The sequence below is a fragment of the Microbacterium sp. genome (genome assembly GCF_052102115.1).
GTDB lineage: Bacteria > Actinomycetota > Actinomycetes > Actinomycetales > Microbacteriaceae > Microbacterium.
In genome coordinates this window covers 1-26,207 of the sequence record NZ_JBQDVP010000018.1, presented here as the reverse complement: position 1 = coordinate 26,207, position 26,207 = coordinate 1, and the positions used below count along the sequence as shown (strand labels likewise).

The 26,207-nt window shown below is 68.5% G+C and carries 23 protein-coding genes; 13 read left to right on the top strand and 10 right to left on the bottom strand.

The window, feature by feature from the left end; genetic code table 11:
* Window position 1 precedes the first annotated feature (1 nt).
* From ACTICP_RS07755 to ACTICP_RS07720, 8 genes are all read left to right on the top strand, one after another.
* Window positions 2-292: a hypothetical protein gene (locus tag ACTICP_RS07755; protein WP_010552463.1), complete on the top strand. Its 291-nt coding sequence runs from the start codon at window positions 2-4 to the stop codon at window positions 290-292.
* Window positions 292-1,062 (top strand): hypothetical protein, encoded by a 771-nt coding sequence (locus ACTICP_RS07750; RefSeq protein WP_070499600.1) that lies wholly within the window; start codon window positions 292-294, stop codon window positions 1,060-1,062. Before ACTICP_RS07755 ends, ACTICP_RS07750 begins: the two co-directional genes overlap by 1 nt.
* Window positions 1,046-2,791, top strand: coding sequence for a hypothetical protein (locus ACTICP_RS07745; protein ID WP_441891105.1), 1,746 nt, complete (start codon window positions 1,046-1,048; stop codon window positions 2,789-2,791). The genes ACTICP_RS07750 and ACTICP_RS07745 overlap by 17 nt, the downstream gene beginning before the upstream one ends.
* Complete coding sequence (locus ACTICP_RS07740; RefSeq protein ID WP_441891103.1) at window positions 2,791-4,362, top strand: SCO6880 family protein; 1,572 nt, start codon at window positions 2,791-2,793, stop codon at window positions 4,360-4,362. Before ACTICP_RS07745 ends, ACTICP_RS07740 begins: the two co-directional genes overlap by 1 nt.
* A 67-nt stretch (window positions 4,363-4,429) precedes the next feature.
* Window positions 4,430-5,929, top strand: a complete 1,500-nt coding sequence (locus tag ACTICP_RS07735; RefSeq protein ID WP_441891101.1) for an ATP-binding protein — start codon at window positions 4,430-4,432, stop codon at window positions 5,927-5,929.
* Window positions 5,926-6,555 (top strand): hypothetical protein, encoded by a 630-nt coding sequence (locus tag ACTICP_RS07730; RefSeq protein ID WP_070501154.1) that lies wholly within the window; start codon window positions 5,926-5,928, stop codon window positions 6,553-6,555. Before ACTICP_RS07735 ends, ACTICP_RS07730 begins: the two co-directional genes overlap by 4 nt.
* Window positions 6,555-8,363, top strand: a complete 1,809-nt coding sequence (locus tag ACTICP_RS07725) for a type IV secretory system conjugative DNA transfer family protein (RefSeq protein WP_441891099.1) — start codon at window positions 6,555-6,557, stop codon at window positions 8,361-8,363. Before ACTICP_RS07730 ends, ACTICP_RS07725 begins: the two co-directional genes overlap by 1 nt.
* Window positions 8,364-8,376: 13 nt before the next feature.
* Window positions 8,377-9,018 carry a hypothetical protein gene (locus ACTICP_RS07720; RefSeq protein WP_441891097.1) on the top strand — a complete coding sequence of 214 codons (642 nt, stop codon included), beginning with the start codon at window positions 8,377-8,379 and terminating at the stop codon, window positions 9,016-9,018.
* Between the two features lie 77 nt (window positions 9,019-9,095).
* Here ACTICP_RS07720 and ACTICP_RS07715 read toward each other — a convergent pair whose 3' ends face one another.
* Window positions 9,096-10,823: a helix-turn-helix domain-containing protein gene (locus tag ACTICP_RS07715; RefSeq protein ID WP_070501151.1), complete on the bottom strand. Its 1,728-nt coding sequence runs from the start codon at window positions 10,821-10,823 to the stop codon at window positions 9,096-9,098.
* A gap of 544 nt (window positions 10,824-11,367) precedes the next feature.
* Between ACTICP_RS07715 and ACTICP_RS07710 the strand changes: the two genes are divergently transcribed.
* Window positions 11,368-12,537: an IS30 family transposase gene (locus tag ACTICP_RS07710; RefSeq protein WP_441891132.1), complete on the top strand. Its 1,170-nt coding sequence runs from the start codon at window positions 11,368-11,370 to the stop codon at window positions 12,535-12,537.
* A 3-nt stretch (window positions 12,538-12,540) separates the two neighbouring features.
* Here the strand turns inward: ACTICP_RS07710 and ACTICP_RS07705 are convergent, their stop codons facing one another.
* Together ACTICP_RS07705 and mobF are read right to left on the bottom strand one after the other, a co-directional pair.
* Window positions 12,541-13,485: a hypothetical protein gene (locus tag ACTICP_RS07705; RefSeq protein ID WP_441891095.1), complete on the bottom strand. Its 945-nt coding sequence runs from the start codon at window positions 13,483-13,485 to the stop codon at window positions 12,541-12,543.
* Window positions 13,482-17,927: a MobF family relaxase gene (mobF, locus tag ACTICP_RS07700; RefSeq protein ID WP_070501149.1), complete on the bottom strand. Its 4,446-nt coding sequence runs from the start codon at window positions 17,925-17,927 to the stop codon at window positions 13,482-13,484. Before mobF ends, ACTICP_RS07705 begins: the two co-directional genes overlap by 4 nt.
* Before the next feature lie 418 nt (window positions 17,928-18,345).
* On the opposite strand from mobF, the gene ACTICP_RS07695 reads away from it, so the two are divergent.
* From ACTICP_RS07695 to ACTICP_RS07685, 3 genes are all read left to right on the top strand, one after another.
* A complete protein-coding gene (locus ACTICP_RS07695; protein ID WP_168165427.1) occupies window positions 18,346-18,510 on the top strand; it encodes a hypothetical protein in 165 nt (54 codons plus the stop codon).
* 516 nt (window positions 18,511-19,026) lie between these two features.
* Complete coding sequence (locus tag ACTICP_RS07690) at window positions 19,027-19,590, top strand: hypothetical protein (RefSeq protein ID WP_070501148.1); 564 nt, start codon at window positions 19,027-19,029, stop codon at window positions 19,588-19,590.
* Between the two features lie 11 nt (window positions 19,591-19,601).
* On the top strand, window positions 19,602-20,060 hold the full coding sequence (locus ACTICP_RS07685; protein ID WP_441891092.1) for a hypothetical protein: 459 nt from the start codon (window positions 19,602-19,604) through the stop codon (window positions 20,058-20,060).
* A gap of 52 nt (window positions 20,061-20,112) precedes the next feature.
* Here ACTICP_RS07685 and ACTICP_RS07680 read toward each other — a convergent pair whose 3' ends face one another.
* The 4 genes from ACTICP_RS07680 to ACTICP_RS07665 all read right to left on the bottom strand — a co-directional run bounded on the left by ACTICP_RS07680 (window position 20,113) and on the right by ACTICP_RS07665 (window position 22,445).
* Window positions 20,113-20,544: a single-stranded DNA-binding protein gene (locus ACTICP_RS07680; RefSeq protein ID WP_070501146.1), complete on the bottom strand. Its 432-nt coding sequence runs from the start codon at window positions 20,542-20,544 to the stop codon at window positions 20,113-20,115.
* Between the two features lie 113 nt (window positions 20,545-20,657).
* Window positions 20,658-20,876, bottom strand: coding sequence for a glutaredoxin-like protein NrdH (nrdH, locus tag ACTICP_RS07675; protein WP_070501145.1), 219 nt, complete (start codon window positions 20,874-20,876; stop codon window positions 20,658-20,660).
* Between the two features lie 453 nt (window positions 20,877-21,329).
* Window positions 21,330-21,737, bottom strand: coding sequence for a hypothetical protein (locus ACTICP_RS07670; protein WP_070500691.1), 408 nt, complete (start codon window positions 21,735-21,737; stop codon window positions 21,330-21,332).
* A 45-nt stretch (window positions 21,738-21,782) separates the two neighbouring features.
* The gene (locus ACTICP_RS07665) at window positions 21,783-22,445 is read right to left on the bottom strand and encodes an SOS response-associated peptidase (RefSeq protein ID WP_441891089.1); all 663 of its coding nucleotides are present in this window, start codon (window positions 22,443-22,445) and stop codon (window positions 21,783-21,785) included.
* 199 nt (window positions 22,446-22,644) lie between these two features.
* Between ACTICP_RS07665 and ACTICP_RS07660 the strand changes: the two genes are divergently transcribed.
* Entirely contained in the window at window positions 22,645-23,325 is a 681-nt protein-coding gene (locus ACTICP_RS07660; protein ID WP_441891087.1) for a metal-dependent transcriptional regulator, read from the top strand.
* Here the strand turns inward: ACTICP_RS07660 and ACTICP_RS07655 are convergent.
* Genes ACTICP_RS07655 through ACTICP_RS07645 form a run of 3 tightly spaced genes read right to left on the bottom strand, consistent with a single transcriptional unit; the run spans window position 23,301 to window position 25,872 of the window.
* Window positions 23,301-24,203, bottom strand: a complete 903-nt coding sequence (locus ACTICP_RS07655; protein ID WP_441891085.1) for a metal ABC transporter permease — start codon at window positions 24,201-24,203, stop codon at window positions 23,301-23,303. The genes ACTICP_RS07660 and ACTICP_RS07655 overlap by 25 nt on opposite strands.
* On the bottom strand, window positions 24,200-24,943 hold the full coding sequence (locus ACTICP_RS07650; RefSeq protein WP_102237453.1) for a metal ABC transporter ATP-binding protein: 744 nt from the start codon (window positions 24,941-24,943) through the stop codon (window positions 24,200-24,202). Before ACTICP_RS07650 ends, ACTICP_RS07655 begins: the two co-directional genes overlap by 4 nt.
* Complete coding sequence (locus ACTICP_RS07645) at window positions 24,940-25,872, bottom strand: metal ABC transporter substrate-binding protein (protein ID WP_441891130.1); 933 nt, start codon at window positions 25,870-25,872, stop codon at window positions 24,940-24,942. Before ACTICP_RS07645 ends, ACTICP_RS07650 begins: the two co-directional genes overlap by 4 nt.
* Between the last annotated feature and the right edge of the window lie 335 nt (window positions 25,873-26,207).

The window sequence follows — 26,207 nt, the reverse complement described above, 5'->3', positions numbered from 1 at the left end:
CATGAACCCGTTTGAGGGAGTTGCTCCCAGCCTGGATATCTTCGGCGCAGAGGTGAACAGCCTTGTCGCCCTGGTCCTCGGGGGCCTGTGGGCCCTGGCCTTCGTGGCGTGCGCGATCGGCGCGCTCATCGGCACGGGGAAGTGGGCCGTCGCGCGGCACTCCAACCGCAGCGAAGAGATGACCGAGGCTGCCGGACAGCTCAAGGTCGCGCTCATCGCGTTCGGTGCCTGCGCGGCACTCGGCATCATCTTCGCCGCCATCCTGTTCATCGTGGGCTCGGTGCAGGGCTGATGTCGGACCTCCGCGACGAGCAGCAGGACCGGCGCCGGCTCCGCCGGGGGCCGGTCATCGCGGTGCTCTCGGTGGCCGTTCTGGTGCTACTCACACTGTCGGGCGTGCTCGGCGCGCAGCTGCTGTTCTCCGACGACGAGGAGCCGCGGGAGGGCGGGGCGACGACGTCGTCCGCGCCCCCGTCGAGTCAGCCCGTGATTCGGGACGACCTCAAGGTCACGGTCGGGGAAGGCGGCTCGGCAGCTTCCGAGCATGATCCCTCCGTGCCCGTGGGGTACGAGCCAACCTGCAAGGGAGCGGTCGAGGCCGCGACCAACTACCTCGTCGGACTGGACTACACGAAGGCCACCTCCGGAGAGCTGAGCCAAGAGGAATACGTTGCGCTCACCGAGGAGCTGACCACCGGCGAGTACCAGGAAAGTTCAGTCCAGAGCACGCGAGAGATGCTCGAAGAGTTTGGTGACGCAGAGAGCCCCCGCGGTTCGATCCGTCCCGACTGGGGCGGTTTCACCGTTGCTGAGTGCACGGAGGAAGAGTCGGCCACCGTGCAGATCGTGCACGCCTACGACTACTGGGGAGAGGGCGAGTTCTATTACGCCACCTCCTCGACGACGCTGGCCTGGGTGGATGGTGACTGGAAGATCAGCGGAACTGGCCAGGCGGAGGCCCCGACCACGTTGCCTGAGGAGCCTGTTACCGAGCCGGACGATGAGGTGTCGACCCTGGTGGGAACGCACACCCAGTGGGAGAACTATGAAGACGCGAGCTGAGCACTCCCGCCGTCTTTTGGTGGCGGCGTTAACTCTGTTTCTGGTGGTCATGATCGGTGGAGGTCCTGCCCTCGCTGAACCGTCTGCGGAGGACGAGGAAGCGGCTCGCGCCGCCGGCAACACCGCCGCGGCAGAGTTCGCGTGCGACCTGTTGCCGACCGGCGGCGGGGATCTCCTGGAGAAGTGTGTCGAGCTGGCTGAGGGGGCGATCGCGCAGGCTCCGTCGTTCGAGGAGATTCAGCCTCAGATCATGTGCGGCGCGCTACTGCCGCTCGGCCCCGTTCCTACGGTGGGCTGTGTCGGCCTGGTGACTGCCAACGTCGGTGGCCTGCGAGATGCCGCGCAGACGGCCTATGACGCGACGATCGGCCAGGCCGAGGAGGTCATCGACACCGCCAAGAAGGCGAAAGCGTTCATCGACGATCCGCAGAGCGCGTTCGAGGACATCGTGAACATGCTCAAGGAAGGCGCGGTCGACTTCCTGAACAAGGTCATGGGCGAACTGGTGAACATCGGAAACGCCGATTTCAGCGCCGAGTGGTGGCGGAACGCCTACGCCGCTGCCGGTGGGATCGGGCTGTTCGTCGCGGCGGTCATGATGATCATGGTGCTCAAGGACGCGGCCCGTGACCGTATCTCGGCGCACCAGTTGGGCGAGAGCTTCCAGTACCTCATGGGCGGGATCATCTCGATGGTCTGGGCGCCGGTGCTGGCCTACGTCGTCCAGAACATGATCGCGGCGTTCAACCGGGGGATCATTGCCTGGGGTGGCGAGGATATCTACGAGACGGTGCTCGAGGGGGCGATCTTCTCGGTCACCGCGAACTTGATGCCGGGCGGTGTGTTGATGGGCCTGGTGTTCTGGTTCATCCTGTTCATCGGCGCCGTCTTGGTGTTCGTGATGTTCATTGCGCAGGGCATGGCGGTCTACATGACGTCGGTGGGGATGGCGATCGCGTTCGGGATGCTCGCCCATCCGCGGTGGAGGTCGAAGGCGCTGCGCGTCCCCATGCTGGTCCTCGGGATCATGCTCGCCAAGCCGACGCTGCTGTTCGTGATCACGGTGCTGTTCATGATGATCCAGTCGTTCAAGCCGCTGAATCTGCTGGGGCAGGACGCGCTGCAGACCCTCGGTGAGGGCTGCATGATCATTCTGGCGCTTCTCGCGGTGGGGCTGGCGCCGTGGGTGGCGTTCAAGTTCATCCCGCTCCTGCCGGACGGCTCGGAGGTCGACGGCGGCGGGTTCAACCCGGCGTCGGCCGCTGCCGGTGCGGCGGGCGGAATGATGATGACCGTCGGGATGCGCCGTATGCAGACGTCCGGCGGCGGTGCCGGTGGCGGAGGAGGCGGAGGAGCCCCGCCCACTGGCCAGGGATCCTCGTCCTCCTCCATGCCGTCAGCACCGGCTGCGCCCCAGCCCGGCGGGGGCGTATCCGGTGGCAGTACGAACAAGCTGGGTTCTTTGAGCACATCAGGTGGCGGCGGGAACGCCGCCGCGGCGGGTGCCGGCAAGGCAGGTGCTGCCGGTGCCGCGGGCAAGGCCGGTGTGGCTGCGGGCGGTGCGGCCACGGGCGGCGCACTGATCCTGGCGGCCATGGCCGCCAGGGGCACGCAGACCGCTGCCGCGACCGCGAAGACGGCCGCGGAGAGCGCGGCACCGCCTTCGCAGGGCCCGTCGCAGGAAGAGCAGCAGAGCTCGTTGCATGATCGACGGAAGTGGAGCGAGTGATGGCCGTGACGCATGTGCAGCTCGGTGGCGAGCTGCAGGGCCGCTCGATCTTCGGCAGCAGCCGCAACCGCCTCGAGCGGATCGGTATGTGGTCGACCCTGGCCGTGCTGGTGGTCGCTCAGCTGATGGTGATGCGCTGGTCGTGGACCGTCCTGCTGGGCGCTGTTCTGCTGGCCACGACCGTGTTCGTGTGGTCACCGAGGCCGAGCTTCGGCCACAAGTCCGTGGTCGGGATGCTCGCGATTCCCCTGCGTCGGCGCTGGAACCGCCGGATGAAGACGCTGGACACGGTCGGGGGAGAGGCGGCCGAGGCCGCTGAGGGGAATGTCCCTCACCTGCCGGCTGCCGTCGGGACGTTGCGTGGGTTCGAGATCGAGCTGTGGCCGGGGGCGGAGCATCCTGGACGTGTGGCTGTGCTTCGTCAGCGGATCCACGACCAGACCCAGTTCACGATGGTGCTCGAGTTCCGGGCACAGCAGTCTGGTGTGGTCGACGGGCTTGAGGGGCTGCGGAACCACGCGGGGTGGGCGAAGTTCCAGGCCGTGATGGCGCGTCAGGGTTCGCTGGCGAGGCATCTGCAGCCGGTGGCGCGGATCGTGCCGTTCGACCCGGCCGATCACGTGCAGTGGCTCATCGATGCGCTGCCGGACAACGCACCGGAGATCCTCGTGCGTTCGTACGCCGAGCTCGTGGACGGAGTGATCAGCGAGCAGGAGCAGAACCGTACCTGGCTGGCGATCGGTGTGCCGGCGAGTCGCGAGTTCTACGCGGCGGCCGATCGCGTGGTCCTCCCGGACGACATGGCCGAGGCCAGTGACCGGGAGCGGGCCGATGCCCGCACGGCCGTGGTCCTGGCCACCGAGCTGCGCCGGATCATCTCCGCTGGCCGAGCCAACGGGTTCTCGTTCCGGGAGCTCGACGAGCGACGGCTCGCCGCGGTGACGCGCAGCCTGCAGGATCCCGATCAGCCGTTGGATCGCCTCGAGGGCGCTGACCGGTTCTCGATGTGGCTGCCGTGGATCGGCTCGGAGTCCTCCCGGTACTTGGTGATCGAGGGGAGCCAGAAGCGGTGGTACACCCGCACGGCCGTGGTGCCGCGCGACGGGTTCGCGGCGGGAGAGCTGCCGGTCGACATGCTGGTGCCTCTCCTGACGGGCGTGAACCCGGCAGTGGTACGCACCGTGAGTACCCACGTGACGGTGGTGCCGGCGACGACCGCCCGGGCCGAGGCGCGGGATGACCTGACGATGGACCGTTCGGCGGTGCAGCAGAAGGCCAAGGAGGTCTCGGACGGGACGAGCGAGGCCCAGCTGACAGCGTCGCAGCGCCGACTGCAGGACCTGCAGCCGGGATCGGGCGTCCACGGGGCGGAGTGGGCGCTGGCCGTGACGATCCAGGCTCCCGATCTCGAGGAGCTCGAGCGGGCGGTCAACGCGATCGAGGAGGCCGCTGCCGAGTCGCACATCTCGAACCTCGACTGGCAGGACCACGCGCACCACCTGGCGATGCCGCTGACGCTGCCGTTGGCTACCGGAGTGCGGCGGCGTAAGAAGAAGTGGTTGCCGACGTGATCGTCAGCGCAGCAAGCCCACAGGCCCCCGCCGCCACTTGCGAGCGGCATAGACGAGGAGAGCACCGATGAAGGTGAAGCAGCGGAAGAAGCGAAAGGGCGGCACCCCGCCCTCCTCTGCAGAGACGAAGCTTCCCGAGCCGTGGCTGCAGGAGGCTCGCCGGAAGGGGTGGCTCGACTTCCTGGGAGCCTATGACCAGCAGGTCACCATGCTGCGGTCGACGACGTCGCAGACCTCGGCGCTGCATCTCGCAGTGGCCGGGGCGCCGACATCATCGTTCGGCCTCTACGCCGGAGACGACCTGATCACCGGCTGGCCGGTCTTCCACGATCCGATCGAGGGCTACCGGTCCAAGGTCATCGGCTCTCCGAACTGCGTCTCGATCGGCGATGTCGGCTACGGCAAGTCCTCGTTCTCCAAGACCTGGGTCACGATGCGCAACCTCATGCTGGGACGACGCGTCGTGATCGTGGACAAGAAGATGCAGTCGGCCGGAGATGAAGACTCCGAGCACGAGGGCGAGTACGCCTCACTGGCCCGCGCCCTCGGCGTGGAGCCCATCCGCTTCACCGGCGAAGAGGGCGGGCTGAGGATCAACCCGCTGGATCCCGTGATCACGGGATCCGACCGACTCACGGCGAACCACACCGACCTGCTCAAGGCGATCCTCGAAGAGGTGATCGGCGAGGTCCTCAGCGCGGACGAGCGCAAGGCCCTGCGGGTCGCGCGGGACGCCGCGGTCACGCGGGCGCGGGAGCGCGGCGCGGTCGCGACGATCCACGACGTCACCAGGTACCTCCTGGAGCCGGACGAGGAGATCGTCGAGGCGCAGCTGGGACGCTACGGAGTCGACGACTACGCAACCTGGGGTCGTCGCGTCGGGTTCGCGCTCGAGGAGTGCATCGAAGGCGAGCTCGCCGGGCTGATCGACGGGGAGACCAGTGAGGAGATCCGTGTCCACGCGGGGCTGACGGTCTTCGATATCTCGGCGCTGCCGGATAGCGGCCCGGCGGTGCCGGTGGTCATGGCGATCATCAACACGTGGCTGCGGGCCACCCTCCTGCGGCAGAAGTCGGCGGTCCCGACGTTCTTCGTGATCGAGGAGGGTTGGCACCTGGTGGACGGGTCCTTCGCCAAGGTGTCCCAGCAGAACACGAAGAAGTCTCGCGGACTCGCCCTGTCGACCGTGACCAACTACCAGCATCTCTCCGATGTGCCGGCGAACTCGCCGGCCATCGCCACGATCAAGGAGGCCGGCACCATCGCGATGTTCCGCCAGGCACGCCGAGAGGACGCCGAGGCGTGCCAACGACTGTTCGGCATGCCCCCGTCGTCGATCGACCTGCTGATGAACCTCGAGCAGGGCTGCTGCCTGCTCAAGATCGGCAACAAGCCCGCCGTGCTCATGCGCGCGTCGCGCTCGAGCATTGAGGCGCAGCTGGCTGACACCGATGGTGCGCTGCTGTCGCAGGCGCGCGTCGGGCTGCAGGGTGACGACTTCACGGCCGGTGCGCAGGACGACGCCGAGGATCTCGCCCTGGCGGGTGCGGGGAGTGATGTCGCATGAGCGCCGCCGAAGTTGTGTCCTCGACCCGAATCCCGACGGTCACCTCGACTTACCTTGATCCGACCTCCGAGTCGGGTCGCACCCCGCTGTACATCGCGCGGCGCGGCCGCCTGGATGGGGTGATGCTGCGCCTGGACGTGTGGGAGCAGCTCCGGGACGAGGCGACGCGCTCACTGGACCTGCGTGAGCGCGACGAGCTGCAGGACCGCCTGAGTGCCGGTGTGCTGCTCGAGGGGTCTCTGGGGGAGGTCGCAGCGCCTCTGCGGCCACCGGCCGTCCTGGCGTCGCTGCCGATTCGGTACGTCGCGCATGCCGCCTCGGACATCCTCACGGCCTCGCGCCGAACGGAGAACCCCCGGAACCTCGCCGGCTTCCTTGCGCACTGGACACGCGGGTACCTGCGCGGGTCGGCGGTCACCGACCCCGACCGCCCAGGCCCCGTGATTGAGCGGGAAGTGGCGCCTGCCTACCACGATGACCAGGTGCCGTTCCGGATCGTCTGGGCGCGGGCGGGGGAACACCGCGAGCACCGGACGCTGCTGGCGGTGCGACCGCTCGAGGGCGTGCTCGCCCGGGCGTGGACGTTCCCGCCCCCGATGGATGCCACAACCGAGGGAGATTCCTGATGGCTCAGCGAGGTCGCTACGACAAGACTCCCTCGACGCTCTTGCTGCTGGTCGCCGACTACTGGTGGGCGTTCCTGCTGATCCTCGTCGCCGGCCTGCTGGGGGTGTGGCACACCGCAGTGGTGCTGTCCACGCCCGCGGAGTGGGGCGACTTCGAGGTGAGCATGACCGGGCTCGTGGGCGTGGTCCGTGGGCAGGGCCTGGCAGAGGTCCCCGGCGGCGGCACCTGGACCTACGTGCTCCTGGGCCTTCTCCTCGCGCTGATCGCCGTCGTGATCGTGGCCGTCTCGGCACTGCTGACGAAGTGGCGGCTGCGCGCACCGGGCAAGGGCATGGCCACGAAGGCTGACGTGAAGAAGGTGCTCGGCCGCGATGCGATCCTCTCCGAGGATCGTGACGGCCGGCTGTGGCCCGCCGACTCGCGGGTCCCCGCGAAGGAGCGGACGTTCTGCGTGGGCACCGCGGCGTTCGCGCGCGGTGCCGTCGAGGCGCATCTCGGCCAGGAGCAGCATCTCGGGGTCGTTGCGCCGACCGGGGGCGGCAAGACGTTTCGCGTCCTGAGCCGGGCGGCGCTGAACGCGCCCGGTGCGCTCGTGGTGACGTCGACGAAGGCGGATCTGCTGGATGTGATCGCGGAACCTCGTGCGAAGAAGGGCAAGGTGTGGGTGTTCGACCTGCTGAACCTCGTGTCCTGGCCCGAGGCGATGCGATGGAACATCCTGCGCGGCTGCGAGGACACGGTCGTGGCTCGAGCTCGCGCGGGACAGCTGGTCAAGGGAGGCAAGAAGGACTCCCACACTGCTGGCGGTGGTGACTCCAACTCTGAGTTCTTCCTCGGGCGTGCCCGGACGGTGCTGCAGTCGTACCTGCACGCGGCCGCGCTGGGCGGCCACTCGATCGCCGACGTGCTGAAGTGGGCGGCTGAGCTCGAGACCGACGACACCGCGCTGAAGATCCTCGACAAGCACCCGGGCGCCGACCCGTTGCTCGCACGCCGCCTGCGTTCGGCAGTCACCGGCGCCTCGGACACCGTCTCTTCGATCCGCCAGACGCTCGACGACGCTCTCGACGCTCTCTCGCTGCAGAAGATCAACCAGCAGTTCGTCGAGGACGAGCAGATCCCCACCTTCGATCCCGACGAGTTCGTGCGGTCCACCGACACGCTGGCGATCATCGCGGACGACAACGACCCCACCGACGTGACCACGCTGGTCGCGGTGCTGGTGGACTCGGTGTTCCAGGCGGCCAAGACGGCGGCCCGGCGCACGGAGTCGGGCCGGCTGAGCCCTCCGCTGCGCGCGGTGCTCGATGAGGTCGCGAACATCTGCCCGCTCCCGGATTTCCCCAAGATGCTCTCGGATCTGCGCGGCTACGGGGTCCAGATCATCTACGGCCTGCAGGGACGTGCGCAGACCAGGAAGACCTGGGGTCCCGAAGGCTCCCAGATGATCGTGGATAACTCGTTCGCGCTGCTGATCCTCGGGGGGATCAAGGATGCGGAGCAGCTCGAGGATCTCTCCAAGCTGACCGGCATGGTCGAGGTGAAGGGGCTCTCCACGCAGGTCCGTGACCACGGCATGTCCCGGGGCAATCAGACGGTGAGTGATCAGGAGAAGCGGATCCTGCGTCCTGAGGAGATCGGGCGGCTCGAGGTAGGGGAGGGGATGCTCCTGACCGGAGTCGTTCCCGCCGTCGTGGTCAGCTTGCCTGGCTGGACGCAGCTGCCCGACGGCGACGAGCTCAAGAAGTCCGCCCAGCGCACCGCGAAGTCCCGCGTCGCTGCGGGACGAAGCAGCGCTGCGGCATGAGGAGGAGACGATGATGACCGAGGATGCGACGCCGGCCCCCGGCGACACCGACTTCACCTACCTCACGGAGATCGAGCAGCACTACCTCAACGAGCTCGGCGAGGCGGTCGCTGATCACGAGGTGCGCCTCGAGCGGCTCGAGGCGAAGGAGAAGGAGCCGCCCGTCCCGCGGGACTGGATCGCGCGGCACCAGAGCGTGCAGGCCTGGAACGAGCTCGCGGACTGGGTGGACTGGCTCAACGCGAACTACTCCATGCCCCACGCGCGCCGCGTGCAGGAGTGCTGGCCGGCCCACCCGGGGCTGGTGCACGTCCTGGCGGGGCTCCGCTCCGCGTGGCGTGCGTCGGTGCTCTCCGATGAGCAGAGCAAGGAGCAGGGCAACGCGATGGCGGCGTTCCACGACTACCACCTGTTCCCGTTCTTCCAGCGCCTCGAGGACACCAAGCTGTTCAAGTGCTCGAACGGTCACAAGGCTGACGACGAGCACGCCGCGACTGACCGTGACCGGTTCCCGGAAGGGCTGGTCGGGGAGGATGAGGTGGCCGATGCGAGCCCGGCCCCATCCGTGGAGCCGGAGGGCCCGGAGGTTGTTGCCCTGCCAGCCCAGGAGGGTGCAGGGGATCTCGAGGATGACAGCGAGTGGTGGCGAGGCTAACGCGACCCCAGGCTGAGCGCGGAGGCCCGTCCGGTCCATGCCGGAGGGGCCTCCGGCATGTCCGGGATCGGTGGAGGTCAGGCGATCAGGTCGGCGACATGGATGTCGGTCTCCCGCACGGCGCCGTCGATCGCGCGCAGGAGCTGCTCGTCCACGTCGTTCCTCAGCGGCAGTTGAGAGGTGGTCAGTGCATGGCGGACGGCTCGCAGCGCGTTGCCGGGGCCCGAGCCTCCGTATCCGAAGGCGAAGCCGGGAGAGCGGAACGGGTCGGGCAGAGGCCCGAGGGGGTCACCGTCCGGGGTGCAGATGAACAGTGGCGTGTCTCCGGAGAGCATCGTTCCGGCACGCAGGCGCGTCTCCGCATCCAGGCGTGCGGGAATCGTCGATTCCCGGACCACGAACTCCGGGTTCCCGTACGACGTGGTCCCGCGCAGGACGGGGTTGCCGAGCCGGTCCCGGGAGAACTCAGTGTCGGTGACGCCTGAGGAGGCGCGAGCCAGCAGGTGGTTGCGCTCGTAGTCGTGCAGCTCGGCCGTGAGGTCTAGGGATGCGAAGTACGCCTCGGCAACGGGATCTCCCACGGACGTGCCGTAGTGGCGTGCGTGGTGGCGCGGGTATCCCGGAACGCCTTCGAGCGGGTCGGGGTTCCACTTCAACAGCTCCCTGTGGAGCTGTCCCATCGACCAGAGGGCCGCGGGCAACACTCCGGGAAGAGCGGCGGGGTGATGCGCATCGTGTTCGTCGGCGAGCTCGGCTAGTGCACCCTTCATGGTTCGGGCCACCTCGTGGTCGGTTGGGTCGAAGGCAGGCGCTGCATTCTCCTGCTCGAGCCACTGCGCGAAGTCGGTGGGGATGGGCGCTGCGGTGACTCGGGAGCCTTGCGGAGGCCAGGGGTAGAGACCCCAGTCGGCCTCCCGGAACCCGTCGCGCTCACGGGACTCGGGAGCGAGGTGCTGGCCGCGCTCGAGAACCTTCATACCCTCTCGGTAGACCATCGCCCGGACGGCGTCCGCAGCGATGCCCTCGAGGGGACGCACGGCGCGCCAGTGCGATGCGGTCTCCCCGATCCGCTCTCCGTCGTACGGGTAGCGGACCTGCGTGTTCGTGCGGTGGTACTCCTCGATGGTGGCGAGCGTGTAGGCGTCGCGGTGGTAGAGCACGGGCTGGCTTCCCAGTGCGCGTTCGAGGTCGCCGAAGACCAGGTCCTGGATCCCTTCGGTGACCCGTAGATCGTGCTCCGAACGCAATGGGAGCATGCCGTGCGCCCATGTGCCCTGCAGGGCCCAGACATGGAGTGTGCTGATGCGTTCACGGTAGAGCTCGACCAGGGCGGTGCGGTTGAAGTCAAGTGAGATCCCCCGGGCGGCGGTGATCTCCTGCAGAGTGGCCAGGGTGCGGTGCAGGGTGCGGGTATCGAGGAGGTCTGCGTCCTGGTTGCCGGGGACTCCGAGGAGGACGATGCGGTACTCGTCCTCGCCGCCCCAGATCCGCACGTGCACGTAGGGCCCGGAGTCCTCCATCCGCTCGACGGATTCGAGAAGCAGGGGTCGCGGCGCGGCCGCAGCAGGAATGCGGCTCAGGGGGAGGGTGGTGAACGTGCGCTCGTCGAGCTGCTTGCGCCGGGCCTCGCGCTCGCGCTCGAACGCGAACTGCTCGACGTCGGCCGCCCGGATGAGCAGCACGCGGCCGGTCGAGAGGGGATGTCGCGGGAGGGTGCCCTCGTCGACGAGCTGGCGGATGCGTTCGCGGGTGAGGCCGGTGAGCTGCGCGGCACCCTCGGTGGTGTACGGGGTGATGCGGGGCATGAGGACTCCTCGTGGTCGACCGTGGGCGCCGTGACACACTAAACGATAACGACTTGGCGAGACAATAATATAGCAGGAGAGGAGGGTGGCCAGACTCTGATCGCTCGCGCCTGGCCCTTGTATAGCCGCCTCGGGCGGCTATACTGGGGGTGCGGCAACTGCCTGGAGCTCACGCAAGTGGGTGAACCCAGGAGGCCGGGGGGGTTGTGCGGGACGGATGAGCCCGCCGAACCCCGGTGCCGCCCAGCTTCTCCCCTAGAGGGAGCGTGAAGGCCCCTCCGACCCCCGCGGGTTCTAGCGATCCCCGCAACACCCTGTTCTTCAGGGGGTTGCGGGGATCGTGTCGTTCGTGGAGTTGAAGGAAGCGTTCTTCGAGGCGCTGGGCCGTGTGGATGGCAGCATCTCAGCTGCTGCTCGCGCGGTCGGCGTCAGCCGGAACACGGCGTATGGATGGGCGCGCAAGGCAGGAGTCCGCGGTCGCGGCAAGACAGGCACGGGGCCTCATCCGAGGCGGGGTGAGTATGACCGGTTGCGTGCTGGTGGGATGCGTCGGCGCGAGGCTGCCGGGCACGTCGGTATCAACATCCGCACGGCCGAAGACTGGGATCGAGGGATTCGGAAGATCGGCGACTCCCGGCTCTATCCGGACGGTCGACGCAGCGACTACACAACAGGCATGACCACTCTCGTGGAAGTTCCTGCCCTGCCTGCGTTGGAGGCTGTGCTCCATCCCCGGTATCTCACGCTCACGGAGCGGGAGAAGATCGCTGACCTGCGGCGGAGCGGGGCGAGCCTGCGGGCGATCGGCAGGGTGCTGGGCAGGCCGGCCTCGACGATCAAGCGCGAACTCGACGCCCGCTCCGAGGACGGGCGCTATCAGCCCTATGCCGCCCAACGTGCCTGGGCGACGTCGCGGCCGAGGCCGAAGACGTCCAAGCTCGTCACCGAGGGGCGGCTGCGGGAGTTCGTGCAGGAGAAGCTGTCGGTGAGATGGTCGCCGGAGCAGATCAGCCACACTCTGCTCAAGGAGTTTCCCGACGACGAGAGCATGAGAGTGAGCCCGGAGACGATCTACCAGGCGTTATATGTCCAAGCCCGAGGCGGGATGCGACGCGAGGTCGCTGCGGCGCTGCGGACCGGCAGGACGCGCCGGAAGCCGCACAAGCATCCTGACCAGCGCACGCCCAGGTTCGTGGACGAGATGGTGATGATCTCCGAACGGCCGGCCGAGGTCGAGGACCGGGCCGTGCCCGGACATTGGGAAGGCGATCTGATCGTCGGGCCGGGCAGCGCTTCGGCGATCGTGACGCTGGTGGAGCGGACCACCCGCTACGTGTTGCTGGGTCACCTCCCCGGCGGGCACACGGCCGAGGAGGTCCGGGACGTGCTCACCGCGCTGATCGGCACGCTGCCTGCGCATCTGCGGGGGTCGCTGACCTGGGACCAGGGCACCGAGATGGCTGCTCACAAGCAGTTCAGCATCGCGACCGGGGTGCCGGTGTTCTTCTGCGACCCGCACTCACCCTGGCAGCGAGGCAGCAACGAGAACACCAACGGGCTCCTGCGCCAGTACTTCCCCAAGAGCACCGACCTGCGCCCCTACGGGCCCGCCGATCTCGAGCACGTCGCCCAGGAACTCAACGGCCGCCCACGCAAGACGCTCGACTGGGATACCCCAGCCGAGCGTCTGCGTGATCTACTGACGACCACTTAGCCATCAGGTGTTGCGAGGACCCCTAGAAACCGCCCCCTGGACCGGAGGGGCCTTCGGCGTGTCCAGGCGCGGCGCCGCCGCGGGCCTGGGCACCGGTGAGCTGCCCTGGGCGCGGAGCTGCTGGACGCGTTGCGCGAGGGAGTGGATGGGGGCGCGACGTTCTCGCTGCCCCGCACGGCCCACCAGGTCGGCTCTCACTGCCGTCCGTAGTTCCCGCTTCTTCCCGGTCAGCGCGTGCACCTCCTGCAGGCGCCCGCTGAGGGGGGCAATGTGCTGGGAGTCCCTCGCCTTCGTCCCGAAGTGGTGGCGCTGCACGGACCAGGCCACGGTGTCGGCGCTCCACAGCGCGTGCTCTTCGCTCATCCGCCCGTGGTGCATCCACATCTGCTCGCTGACCTCGCCCCTCTCGCGGAGCTCGTGGACGATCGCCTGGTCGAGACGGACATTGCGCTGCTGGGCCTGCGGGAAGTTGTCCAGGACGACGTCGGTGATTCCCTGCTCGTCGAGTGTTCTGAGCGCACCTCGGAGGCAGACATCTCGCACGGCACGCTCCTGCGCCTCGGTGATCTCGTGGTCGCGGACGTCGAAGACGACCACGGGCATCGCGGTCTTCGCGGCGATGTACTCGTTCATGTCGCCGATTCGGCCGCGGAGCCGCTGGTCCTTGACGGCCTCCTTGGAGTGCCAGAACGTGCCGCCGGCGATCTCCTCGAGGTCGCGCCGGATCTCCGGCAGGTCGTCCGCGTGGAAGACCACGGCGCTGAGGCCGTAGTACCCGACCTGACCGCCCTCAGTTGCGCGATGGGTTTCGTCGACGAACGCGACGAGATCCTGCCGGGTCGTGTACCGCTCTAGGAGGGTGTCGTCCCACAGGCCGCTATCGCGGTGGCGGGCGCGCAGTTCCTCGCGCCGGAGATGCTCGTCGATGCCGTCCTCGACCTCGCTCATCGCTGGACCGGTCCCTTCCCCTGCTCTCGCTCGCGCGCCTGCTGCGCGAGGCGCTGTCGCATCTGCTCGTCGGCGCGCTTCTGCCCGTCGGAGAGCCTAGAGGCCCCCTCGGCCGCGCGCTGGGCGGCCACCCGATCCTTGAGGGAGGGGAGGGGAACATCCCGGGTCCTCGCGGGTGCAGTGGCCGGAGGCGGTGCGAGCCGGGAGCGGAGCTGCTCGAGGTCCGCGCGGTCCTGCGCCGCCACCTCGGAAAGCTCCGGCAAGGCCCGGGTCTCGACGGCGTAGTCGTGCAGCTGCCGCCAGGCCTTGACCTGGCCGGCGGTCTCTTCCCACCGCGCGCGCTGTGCCGTGCCGTCGGCGGGGGTGGGGCCGAGCTCGCGGGTCCAGGGCTCTCGCTGCAGCGCGAGCGTGCGACCGTCCGCGCGCAGCCGGGCGGCGAGGAACTGTCGGCGCTGGGCGAGGTGGTCGCGCCATGCGGGGGAGAGCGCTGGGTCGTCCATCCCTCGGTCGGGGGCGAGCCAGCGCGGTAGCCCGTCGGCCGGCGCCGGCACGGGGCGATCGGGCTCGACCTCGCGTCGGCGCTGCTCGGCGCGGATCGTCCGGTCCAGCGTCGATTCGCGCTCGAGGACGCGGTGAGCCTCCTCGAGGTCCAGGACGTGGCCGGCGCGGGCGTGGATGTGCTCGGCGTCGGTGTGCTCGTGGCGCCTCTGAGCGTCTCGCTGCACGTTCTCGAGGACCCAGCTGCGCGTGGGCATCGCCCGACGCATGCCCTGTTCGCGGCGCAGTTCGGTGAGGTCGGTGTGCCCCGCGCGCAGTTTCTCGCGCAGCGCGGAGACGGTCTCCTCGACGTGTTGGATTCGTGCCGCGGTGATCTCCATGCGCGGATCTCGGAGGCTGACCTCGGCGCGCCTGTACGTGGTCCACTCGCGCTGCAGCTCGCGGAGCTCGCGGCGCGCGTCGGTCAGCTGGTGCTGGTCCTCGGACGCGACGACGCGCGCCACTGCGACCATGTCCGAGAGCTCTCCCGCGGTGAGGCTGCCGTGAGCTCGGTCCGTCCAGGCGGGGATCGTCCGGTCTTTGAGGTCGATGGGCTTCGCGTCGAGCGAGTGGCGGGCCTCTGCGATGTTGACGGCCTCCCGCGCAGCCGCGCGACGGTCAGCCGACTCGGCGCTGAGCTCGACGAGCCGCTCGCGGGGCATCTCGCGCAGGGGCCGGTGCTCGGCCGAGGTCGCCTGCTCGGACCCGCGGCGCAGGTCGTTGCGCAGTCGCCAGGCGAGGAGCTTGCCGGGGTCCTCTGCCTTCTCCGGCTCGAGGACGTCGCTGTGCCGGTGCAGGAGACGGTCGATGTCGTAGCCGGCGTCCTCGGCGCTGCGCAGCGCGGCGTCGACGGCGGAGCGGGCGTCGGAGGTGACCACGCGCTCGGCGCCGGCGCCGAGCGAGTCGCGGAGGTGGACGCTGTACCGCTGCTCGTCGGCGCGGCTGGTGACGTCCTGGTGCTGTCGGCCGAGCTCGGCGGGGGAGTCCACGCGCTCGGCCTCGGTGAGCATCGCGTCGCGGGCGGCGACGTCGCGCCGATCGGAGCGGGTGATCCTCGAGAGGATCACGTCACGGGGCTGGTCGTCGGTGCCGACGAAGAGCTCGTTGGAGTGGCGCCCGCGGGTCATGGCCACGTAGAGGCCCTCGCGGCTGGTGGCGGTGGTGGCCAACGCTCGCGCGACGTCGACGGTGCGGCCTTGGGCGCGGTGCACGGTGCTCGCGTAGCCCAGCTCGGTCGACTCGCGCACGTACTCGGCCGGTAGGTGGACGGGGCGCTGGTCCGTGAGCCGGGTGGCGGTGATCGAGCCGTCGGCGTGGATGCGCTGCACTGTCCAGGCGTCGCCGTTCTTCACGCAGTCGCGGGTGCCGTTGACGGTGAGGGTGCGGTCCACGCGGCGAGTCACGACGACGTCCCCGGTCCCAGCATCGTGGCCGTCGCGGAGGGCCGTGCTGGTGGTGAGGTCGACCTGCCCGCGTGCGATCCGGCGTTCCTGGGCGAGACCGTTCAGCTCGGCGACCCGCACGTTGGTGTCGGCCATCATGAGCGATTCGCGTCCGGCGGCGTCGTCGGCGTCCCAGGCGCGAACGATCTGGTCGACGAGGTCTTCGTGTCGGCCGGAGTGGACTCGGCCGGCGGACTCGTACCAGCTGATGTCGCCCTGTCGGAGGGCGAGGGACGCCTCTGCCTCGGCGTCGTTCCGGGTCCCGTCGGTGTGGCGGAAGCGGTGCAGCTGGGTGAGCTCGACGGCGCCGACCTCGGAGGCGATCATGCGCAGCGCGCCCCCGGACTCGACCGCCTGCAGTTGACGGTCATCGCCGATGAGGCGGACGTGGGCACCGACGGTCCGGGCGTCGCTCACGAGCTGCTCGAGGTTCAGGGTGCCAGCCATCCCGGCCTCGTCGACGAGGACGACGTCGCCGCTGCGGAGCGCGAAGCGCTCGGGGACGGTGTCGCCCTCGCGGGCGCGGCCGCGCCAGTGCAACCACTGGGCGAGGGTGGTGGATTCCGCGCCCGTGGCGTCCTCGAGCTGTGCGGCTGCGGTGGCGGCGACGGACAGGCCGACGACGCGGCCGCCGCCGGCCTGGATCGTCTCGACGGCGAGCTTCATGGCGGTGGTCTTGCCGGCGCCAGCGGGACCGATGCCGACGGCGAGCACGTTCTCACCGCAGGCGAAGGCTCGTGCGAGCTCGATCTGTCCGTCGTCGAGGGGGACGTCCTGGCGCGCGAGGATCTCGTCGAAGGTGGCGGGGGCGGCTGCCGGGATGGCCTCCTCGCGGGCGGCGTCGAGCAGCGTGTACTCGGCGTCGATCATCCGTGCGGAGGTGTAGATATTCCGGTCGCGCGGCTCGTAGATGGACGTGCCGTCGGCACGGGTCAGGTCCGCGAGGACCGGGGCCTCGGAGCGGGGGGTGAGGTTGACGCTGCCGACGTCGCGGGCGTACTGGGCGATCGCCTCGCGCTGGAACCCGCTGAGCATCCAGCCGTCGTTCCGTGCCGCCCAGCGGTCGACCTCGGCGCGGATGTCGCGCTCTGCCCATGTCGAGCGACGGGTGGAGAGTTCGGCGATCACGTTCTCGCCGGCGCCGATGATGTCCAGGCCGTCGCGCACGGCGATGGCCCTGTCTCGGGAACCTGCCGCGGCCTGGCGGGCGATGTCGGCGATGTTCTCCACGTCGGTGTTGCCGACGATCTCTGCTGCCTCGGTGCGCCACTGCTCGCGCATCTCGGCCAGGGACCGGTGGGGGCCCTTGGGGGTGCGGGTCTCGAGCGTTGCCTGCTGGCGCAGCTGGTGCATGAGCTTCGTGTCGGGCTCTCGTCCGTGCTCACGGACGTAGGAGGCGACGAGTTCGCGAGTGCGTGCTCGGATCGCGGCCGAGCGCTTCGCGGACTGCGACATGAGGCGCGGGTCGACGCCGTCGACCTCCATCACGGGGCGCTTGCCCGGGCCGGTGGAGCGGGGCGAGAAGCTGAATCCGCGCGCGGACAGATGGGCGACGAGGCGCTGGTTGTAGTGCTCGCTGGCGGAGACCGCCGAGCGGTACAGCGCGGCACCGTCGAGAGTCCTCCACCGGTCGCTCTGCGGGTCGTAGACCTTGTTCGCAACGACGACGTGATCGTGGAGCTGCGGATCGCCGTCACGGGAGTCGTGGTGACGGAAGCGGGTGGCGATCATTCCGGTGACGTCGAGCTGGGCGACCCCGCCGGCGCCGGCGCGGGTGCCGATGGCGTGCTCCTCGAGGTACTCCACGGCGTCGTCGATAGCAGCTTCATGAGCTGCAGCCACGGCCTCGGCGGTGTCCTTGTCGGCGAGTCCCCAGAGGACCGAGACACTCTTGGGTGGCGAGAAGGTCAGGTCGTAGCCGGCCACGGAGTTCGACCCCTTGGACAGCTCCTTGGACAGGAAGGTGGCGAGCTCCTTGTCGTCCACCGGCCGGTGGGAGAAGCGCTCCTCGTAGACCTCGGAGGCGACGCGCATCCGCGTCTGGCGGATCTCGTCCACGGAGAGCTCCCGGCCCAGCCGGGTCTCTTGATCGTCACGGGCAGACTGGATCCGCTGCCCGATCTCGCTCGTCGACGAGTCGTACTTGTACGGCCGCCGACCGAGTCGGGACGCCCGCTCGGCCTCCTTCGCCGAGCCGCCACCGGCGATCACCGAGGCCTCGATCGCATCGGCGTTGGGGTGCCGGCCCTCCCCGAACAGGGCTGTCATCTGCTGCTCCGAGACCGCACCGGAGACGCCTAGGGCGGCGGTGCCCTTGCCGATCCATTGGCCTTCGGGAGCGCCGGAGTCGAGGTAGTAGTCCGTGAGGTCCTGGCCGTCCTGGCGGCGCTGATCGCCGGAGGCAGTCATCGCCGAGTAGTAGGCATAGCCGTCCCCATGGGACAGCTTGCTCACGGACATCATGCGCTGATACTAGCCCCCACTCCGCGTCAGCGACACCGAGGACATTCATAATGCAAGAGGTGTGACGTTGCTGTGGTTCTGATCGGCCGTGAGCGTAGCGAACCTTGGGGAGACGCGAAGCGTCCTCTGGATCGAGCTTGCTCGATCTGCCGATCAGGTCCTAGAGCATCGGCAGATGCTGTGCATGCTCGCTGTCCACACGTAGTGTGGTCAGCGATGAGCAGTGAGCTGCGCTGTGGACTGTGGGCTGGGATGGTGTTAGGGGAAATCCGCAGTCCACGGGGAGCAGCGCAGCTCACCCGGCCCGACGGCGCGGAGCGACAGAGGGGAGCGACGCCGTTGAGTCCGAGGCCTCGCGCGCGAGGGTGCACGCAAGTACACTCGGATCAGGAGGCCCTCATGAGCACCCCCACAGTGGATGAGCCAGCCCGGCAGCAGACACAGTCCGAACATCCCAGACGAGCGGTCGACGCTGACCGCCTTCGCCAGGGAGCGGCGGCGGTGCGCCGAGCTCGACCGCACCCTGACCGATCACCAGAAGCGCACGCTGAGTCTCGCAGCACTGCGGCACGCCAACGCGTGATCCCGCTTCGTGATCTGAGAGAGGACGAGACCAGCGCTCGTCGGACCCTGAACCCGAAGACAGGCAAAGCTCCGCACCGACGGGAGCTCGAGAGTGTGCAGGAGCGAGCGGATCGCGTCCGCGCTGAGAGGGCGCTCGCACAAGTTCGAGACCCTCGATGGTGGGACCGCGCGAGCGCCGGCGATCTCGAGCAGGCGCGCCTCGCAGCGAGCGCCTCGGGAGTCGCGCCAGGGAACCGGGCGGCGATCAGGAACGAGATGCGGGAGGTCGCGCAGCGCCGGTACGGGACGAGCGTCGACGGCGCGATCCTCTACGAGCGCGAGAACCCTCGCCAGCCACCACCGGACAGGTGCTTTGTCGGTGGCCGAGCGTTGACCTAAGCCGAGACCGATGAGCGAGAGGAAGACGATGGGAGGCGACGCTCCGTGGACGCGTGCCGCCAGCTGACCGCCGCTCGCGGGTAACGACGGACCACGCACAGCACATGACTCGGAAGATGTGAAGGAGACAGCAGGAGTGGCACGGAAGAGCACGAAGGCGGCCGAAGCCCGAGAGCGGGCGCGAGAGCGCGCGAATCGGTTCCTCGAGCGCGAGCAGGAGCTGCTGCGTATCGCGGAACGGTTCGAAGAGGCACAGCTCGAGATCGAGGGCGTCGACGCCGCGACCGAGGCGAAGGTCGCCAAGATCCGCGAGCAAGCCGAGGTGAGAATCGCCGAGGCTCGCGAACAGGCGAAGCAAGACGCGGCCGAGGCACACAGGCGCGCCGAGAAGCTGCAGCGAGAGATGCTCGCTCTCGGGATCAACCGCCGGGAGGTCGGGGAGAGGCTGGGGATCCAGACGCGAAGCGTGGTGCGGACGGAAGGGAAGAAGCCGGCGAAGAAGCTGAGTGGCGAAGAGGTCGAGGCCGAGGCAGCGGCGATCGTCCGCGAGGGTGTGATGATCCAGCTGGACGGGGACGTCCACCGACAGCTGTCCCCGGCTTCCGCCGACGGCACCGAGCTGCACGGCATGCTGTACCAGGGCGGAGAGGAGCAGGGTGAGACCACTGTCGACCTCGCCACCGCCGAGTGGAGTCGGTGAGAGGCCCTCTCATGCTCGATGTCGTCGCGGCTGCGGCCGATCCAGCCATCCGGGACCGGTACTTCGAGAAGGTCCGCCGGACCGAGGGTGGATGCTGGCTGTGGACCGGGGCGATCTCAGGAAGGGGCCACGGTCGGTTCTGGATCCGCGACGGCCTGGTGGTGATCGCCCACCGCTTCGCTTGGACGATCGCCCATCCGGGAGCCGAGCTGCCGCCCGTCGTCGCCCACGGGGACTGCGACAACCCGCTGTGCCAGAACCCGGCCCACCTCTCAGCGAGCACCAGCGGCGAGAACCGCCGCGAGTGGGCGGCCCGGCGACACCGGCTCGGGAGCCCGCTGCGCGACGTGCGCGGCGCCCGCGGCCGCGCGCGGGAGCTGCGAGACGCAGCGCGCGAGGGTGCCGACATCGAGGGGGTGGTGGCGGATGGTGTTAGGCCGATCGACCGAGATCAACTCCCGCTGTGGTGACAGCAGAACGCCCCCGACCGGAGCACGGGTCGGGGGCGTTCTGGGTCTGGGGTCAGCCTGCGTAGCCGGAGCCGGGCTGCGTGGCCTCGGGCCACGGCGGGGCGCTCTCCTTGGAGGGAGCGGGGGCCTCGGAGGCCTGGGGGGAGGACTTGCGGAATCGCCAGGACTCGCCGACGGCCGCGACCGCGAGGTACTCGGCGGTGCGGCGGTTGCCGTCCTTGTCGGTGTACTCGCGGGTCTTGAGCGTCCCCCAGACGAGGAGGCGTGTGCCCTTCTTGGCGTTCGCGGCGATGCTGCGTGCGAACGGGTCACGGGCGACGCAGGACTGGCCGACGGGCGTCTCCTTGATGACCTCGCCGGTGCGGCGGTCGGTGCGGGTGGGGTTGTTGATCAGGCGGAAGCGCACGGAGGCGTTCCCGTCCTCGAACTCCTTGAGCTCGGGATCTGCGGTGAGGTTCCCCTCGAAGGCGGTGAAGCGGTCCATGCTGTCCTCCCTGGTCGGTGGTGATGTGAGCCTATCGGACTAGTGCATATAATGCACGTAGTGCAGACAGTGGGAAGAGTGTGGGCGGGAGGGGTTGCCTCCCGCCCTTGGAGTTAGAGGGCCTTGATCTTGTCGGGCCGGTAGCCGGACCAGTGGTCCTCGCTGGTGACGACCACCGGCGCCTGCGCGTACCCGAGAGCCTTGACCTGCTCAAGGGCGAGCTCGTCCTCGGTGAGGTCGACGAGGTCGTAGTCGAAGCCGAGCTTGTTGAGAGCTCGCTTGGTGGCGTCGCACTGGACGCAGCGGGGCTTGGTGTAGACGGTGATGCTCATGGTGTGCTCCTCTGTTCCGCTGTTCGGGGGGTGCTGACAAGGAGCGGGGGATGCGCTGGTGGGGGTGGTGCACCCGGAGGGCGAGCCGGAGGCGAGAGCCCGGGCAGCCGGCGAGGACCCGAGAAGTTCCCGGCGAAACAAGGGAGCTTGCGACCGCGTCGGGAACTTGTCGGGGACCGTCGGCCGAGCGCAGCGAGCCGGGCTTGCCCCGCCCCCACCAGTGCGTCAAGATCCCCCGGTCCAGCACCCCCAGCGGAGCCGAGATGGGGTCACGGTGATCAACGGCGACCCGCCCACCGCTCTCGTCGAAGCGTCCAGGACCCGAGCCAGCCACGCACCCCGACCCGCAGCACCAGCACTCGACTGCAGCGCCAGGCGGCGTTCTGCCGTCGCGCGACCCCGCGGCGCTCGGCACCGGAGGTGCCACGCGCGCCAGGCGACCCCGGTGTCGCCTCAGCGGCGCCCAGGGTTCGCGCGGCGTACCGCCTCGTGCCAGTACGGCTCCCCGCTGCCGCGGTCGGTGCCGTGCTTGGCGCCCTCGAGGTGGACCCGGGCGGAGACCCAGGACATCACGTAGGACTCGGCGACCTCGATGCGGTCCAGCCACTCCTCGACGGTGAGGAGCAGCCGCTCGTCACCGATGCTGACCTGGACGGACTCGTCGGGAAGATCGGGGTCCCGCCAGCTGTGGGTCATGGACACCGGGGTGCCGCCGACGACAGCGCGGTGGTAGCCGGCGATGACCGACTCGGCCGCGCCGAGCAGGTCCCTCTGCGCGTAGTACCGCGGGTACCTCGCGCGCATCTCGTCCGACCGGCCGGAGGGCCGAGGGGGATAGGGCGTGAAGGGCTGGGCGCGCATGGGCTCAGTGTGCGCTCTGGCCCGGACAGCCCGGCGCCGGCGGGCTCAGTCGGCGTCGAGCGGTGAGGGATCCGTGCGGTCGAGGGTGCGGACGTTGTTGACCTGGCGGTCCACCGGCACGGTCACCAGCTCGGCGGCCATGGCGGTAGAGACCTGGTCGAGCTGCGCCAGCAGAGGGTCCTTCTGCTCGGGCTCGAGCTTCCCCGGGGCGAGCCAGTCGGCGACGGCATCCTCGGAGAGGAAAACCGGCATGCGGTCATGGACCTCGCCGCCGGCGTCCCGCGCCTCGCGCGTGACGACGGTGAAGGTGACGTCCCAGCCGTCACCTTCCTCAGCCTTGCGAGCGGCGGTGAGACCGGCGGCGTGCAGCAGCTCACCGTCGGGGTGGTGGATGAAGAACGGGTCCTTGCCGCCGTCATCAGCCTCGACCCACTCGAAGTAGCCGGTCATCGGCACGACGGCGCGGCCACTCGAGAACGGTCCGCGGAACATGCCGTTAGTCGCGACCGTCTCCAGGCGCGCGTTGATCGGGCGGGGACCCTTGTCCTTCGCCCACGCGGGGTGCAGCCCCCAACGCGCGAGCTCGAGGCTGCGCTGCACCTCACCGTCGTCGTCGAGGTATTCGCGCACCACCGGCGCTTCGGTGCGTGGGGCGATGCTGTAGACGGCCTCCCACTGCGCCGCACGGGTCCTGGCCTGTGGCCGCATAGCGGTGCAGCAGCCCATCTCCATTGCCGGGGGAGAGATCCATTCGGCTGAGCATTGTTCTCAGGGTTCTGCGCCAGTGCCGGATGAGGCGCGGGCCCGGGGCGCACCTCATGGTCGATGCCTACTACGTGAGTCCCTGGGGCTCCGAAGCTTTGAGTTGTAGATAGCGAAGTTGAAGCTTCGAGGCTATCGTCGTGCCATGTCCGTCGATGAGCTGTCTGCGAGTGCCCAGAACTATCTGAAGGCGATCTGGGGGTTGTCCGAGTGGAGTGACGAGCCAGTGACGTTGAAGCTCATCGCGCAGCGGACCGGTGTTGCCCTGTCGTCCGCTTCGGATGCGGTGCGGAAACTGACTGAGCAGGGTCTTCTGTCTCACGCGAGGTATGGCTCGGTCGAGTTGACGGAGGTCGGTCGTTCGTACGCGCTGGTGATGGTGCGGCGGCATCGCTTGATCGAGACGTTTCTGGTGGAGACCCTCGGGTACCGGTGGGACGAGGTCCACGAGGAAGCCGAGAGTCTCGAGCACGCCGTCTCGGACTTCATGGTGGAGAGGATCGATGACGTGCTGGGCCGCCCTCAGCGCGATCCGCACGGCGATCCGATCCCTGCAGCAGACGGGACGGTGACCCTTCCTGATGCGCGGCGTCTCACCGATGTCGGAGTGGAGGGCAGGTTCGTGGTCGAGCGGATCTCGGACACGGACCCGTCGATGCTGCAGTTTTTCGAGTCCCAGGGCATCGGAGTCGGGGCCACGCTTGTGGTCGGGGCGGGAGCCCCGTTCTCCGATGCGCTGGAAGTTCGTTCTGGAGAATCGGGCTCTCCAACGTTACTGGGGCGCTCTGCGACAGATGCCCTCTACGTCTCGGCGGATCCGACCTGATCCTCACGCCCGTGCGCCATCTCGCGCCGATACCGGCGAGCTCCGACCTTCTTGCTGAGCAGACCGTGCTTCGGACTGATGAGGTAGACGAGTGCGAAGGCGCATCCCTGGGTGAGGACGACGAGGCCGCCGGGTGAGGCGTCGACCCAGTAGCTGATGTAGATCCCGACCACGGAACAGAGTGACGAGAGGGCCGGCGCGATCACGAGCATCCGCCCGAAGCGGTCGGTGAGCAGATAGGCCGTCGCTCCGGGAATGATGAGCATCGCGACGACGAGCACCACTCCCACGACCTGGAGAGCGGCAACTGCGGTCAGCGCCAGAAGACCCAGCAACAGCGCGCCGAGGAATCGGGGAGACAGGCCGATCGCGTGGGCGTGTGTCGGGTCGAAGGCGTAGAGCGTGAGGTCGCGGCGTTTGAACACCAGGGTGACAAGAGCCACGGTAGCCAGGATCGCGATCTGGACGAGGTCTGCGCGGGAGACGCCGAGGATGTTGCCGAAGATGATGTGGTTGAGGTCGGTCTGGCTGGGTGTGACCGAGATCAGAACCAGCCCGAGGGCGAAGAGAGTGGTGAAGACGATGCCGATGGCGGCGTCCTCCTTCACGCGGCTCGTCCCGCGGACGAGCCCGATCATGCCGACCGCCAGGAACCCGAAGACGACCGCGCCGATGGCGAACGGGACACCGAGGATGTAGGCAATGACGACTCCGGGGAGGACGGCGTGAGAGACGGCGTCCCCCATGAGCGACCAGCCGATGAGCACCAGCCAGCACGACAGCAGTGCGCACACCACGGCAGCGATCACGGTCGTGACGAGCGCACGGGTCATGAAGTCGTAGGAGAGCGGCTCGAGGAGCCAGTCGAGCGGGGTCATGCGGCACCCTCCTGCTGCAGAACGTCCAGGCCGAAGGCGAGAGCGAGCCTCTCGGGTGTGAGGGCCTCTTTCACCGGGCCGTGGAAGAGGATGGTTCGCAGCAGCAGCACGGCGTCGTCGGCGAGCTGCGGCAGAGCATGGAGGTCGTGGGTGGAGACCAGGACGGTACGGCCGTCGTCAGCGAGTGCGCGGAGAAGATCGACGATGGTGGCTTCGCTGCGCTTGTCCACGCCGGCGAAGGGCTCATCCAGCAGCATGATCCGAGCGTCCTGGGCGATCCCGCGGGCGACGAAGGCGCGCTTCTTCTGCCCGCCGGAGAGCTGGCCGATCTGTCGATCGGCGTACTCCGTGAGCTCCACCCTCTCCAAGGCTTCGTCCACAGCGATGCGGTCAGCGGGCCGAACTCGGCGCGTGGCGCCCTGGTGGCCGTACCTTCCCATCATCACGACGTCTCGGACAGAGACGGGGAAAGCCCAGTCGACGTCCTCGCTCTGGGGGACGTAGCCGACGAGTCCTCGCCGCCTGGCCGGCGCCGGCTGCGCGCCATTCAGCAGGACGCTGCCTGCGTCAGGCCGGACCATGCCGGTGATCGCCTTGAACAAGGTGGACTTCCCGGAGCCGTTCATTCCGATCAACCCCGTCACCGCACCCGCCCGCACCGCAACAGATACGTCGTCGAGGGCGAGTACATCGCCGTAGCGGACGGTGACACCTTTGACATCGATCGCCGCTGTCGTCATGAGTCCTCTCCGGTGAGTCCCGCAGTGATGGTGTCCGCATCGTGGCGGATCAGATCCAGGTACGTGGGCACCGGGCCGCCTTCCTCGGAGAGCGAGTCCACGAACAGCGTTCCTCCGAAGCGTGCATTCGTAGCACCCACAACCTGCTGCATGGGGTCGTCGGAGACCGTCGACTCGCAGAACACGGCGGGGACCTCGTTCTCGTCGACGAACTCGATCGCGGAGGTGATCTGCTGCGGGGTCGCCTGCTGCTCGGCGTTGACGGGCCAGATGTACTTCTCGGTCAGCCCGGCATCTCGGGCGAGGTAGGAGAATGCGCCCTCGCAGGTCACCAGCGCTCTCTGGCTGGTCGGAAGACTTTCGAGCTCGCCCGTCAGGTCATCTTGGACCTGCTGGAGCTGCTGCTTGTAGGTCTCCCCGTTCCTCTCGTAGTCCTCAGCGTGTTCCGGGTCGAGATCGCTGAACGCCGCGACCATGTTGTCGACGTACACCTGCACGTTCTTCGGGCTCATCCAGGCGTGCGGGTTGGGCTTGCCCGCGTAAGCATCCCCTGCGATGTCGATGGGATCGATCCCCTCCGAGACCACGACATGGGGCACATCGACTTCCTCGACGAACTGGCCGAACCACACCTCCAAGTTCAAGCCGTTGTCCAGGATCAGGTCGGCATCCGACGCCTTCCGGATGTCTCCCGGCGTCGGTTCGTACCCGTGGATCTCCGCGCCCGGCTTCGTGATCGACTCGACCACGAGATGGTCGCCACCGACGTTCTGGGCGATGTCCTCCAACACGGTGAACGTCGTCAACACCACCGGCTTCCCAGCGTCGGCAGCATCCTGCCCGGCTCCACCGGAGCAACCGGTGAGCACCAGTGCCGCACTCGCAACGACTGCGCCGAGCGCAGCCTTCCATCGCCCTCGCACGTGCATCGGTGACCTCTCTTCACTCACGACCACAGGCGTGGCCACTTCCGGACCCTCAGATCCTAAGGTTCGTCATGTCGAAGTTACAAACCCGGCGTGGCGTACGCTTGACGGTCGCTGGACTTGATACCACTACATGTGGCACCTCAGTGAGGGGCGGGCCCAACATCTAGTAGTTCGAAGTCGGGTCGAGTGTGACGACGACGAAGGAGGGATCGATGACGGCAGGCATCGAGCGCGCAGCACGGGGACTCGGAACACGTGACCTGACGCCACAGGAGTCAGTAGATCTCGTGTTCTTCTCCAGCGTCTCCGAGAACACGCTGCGCTTCGTGGAGAGG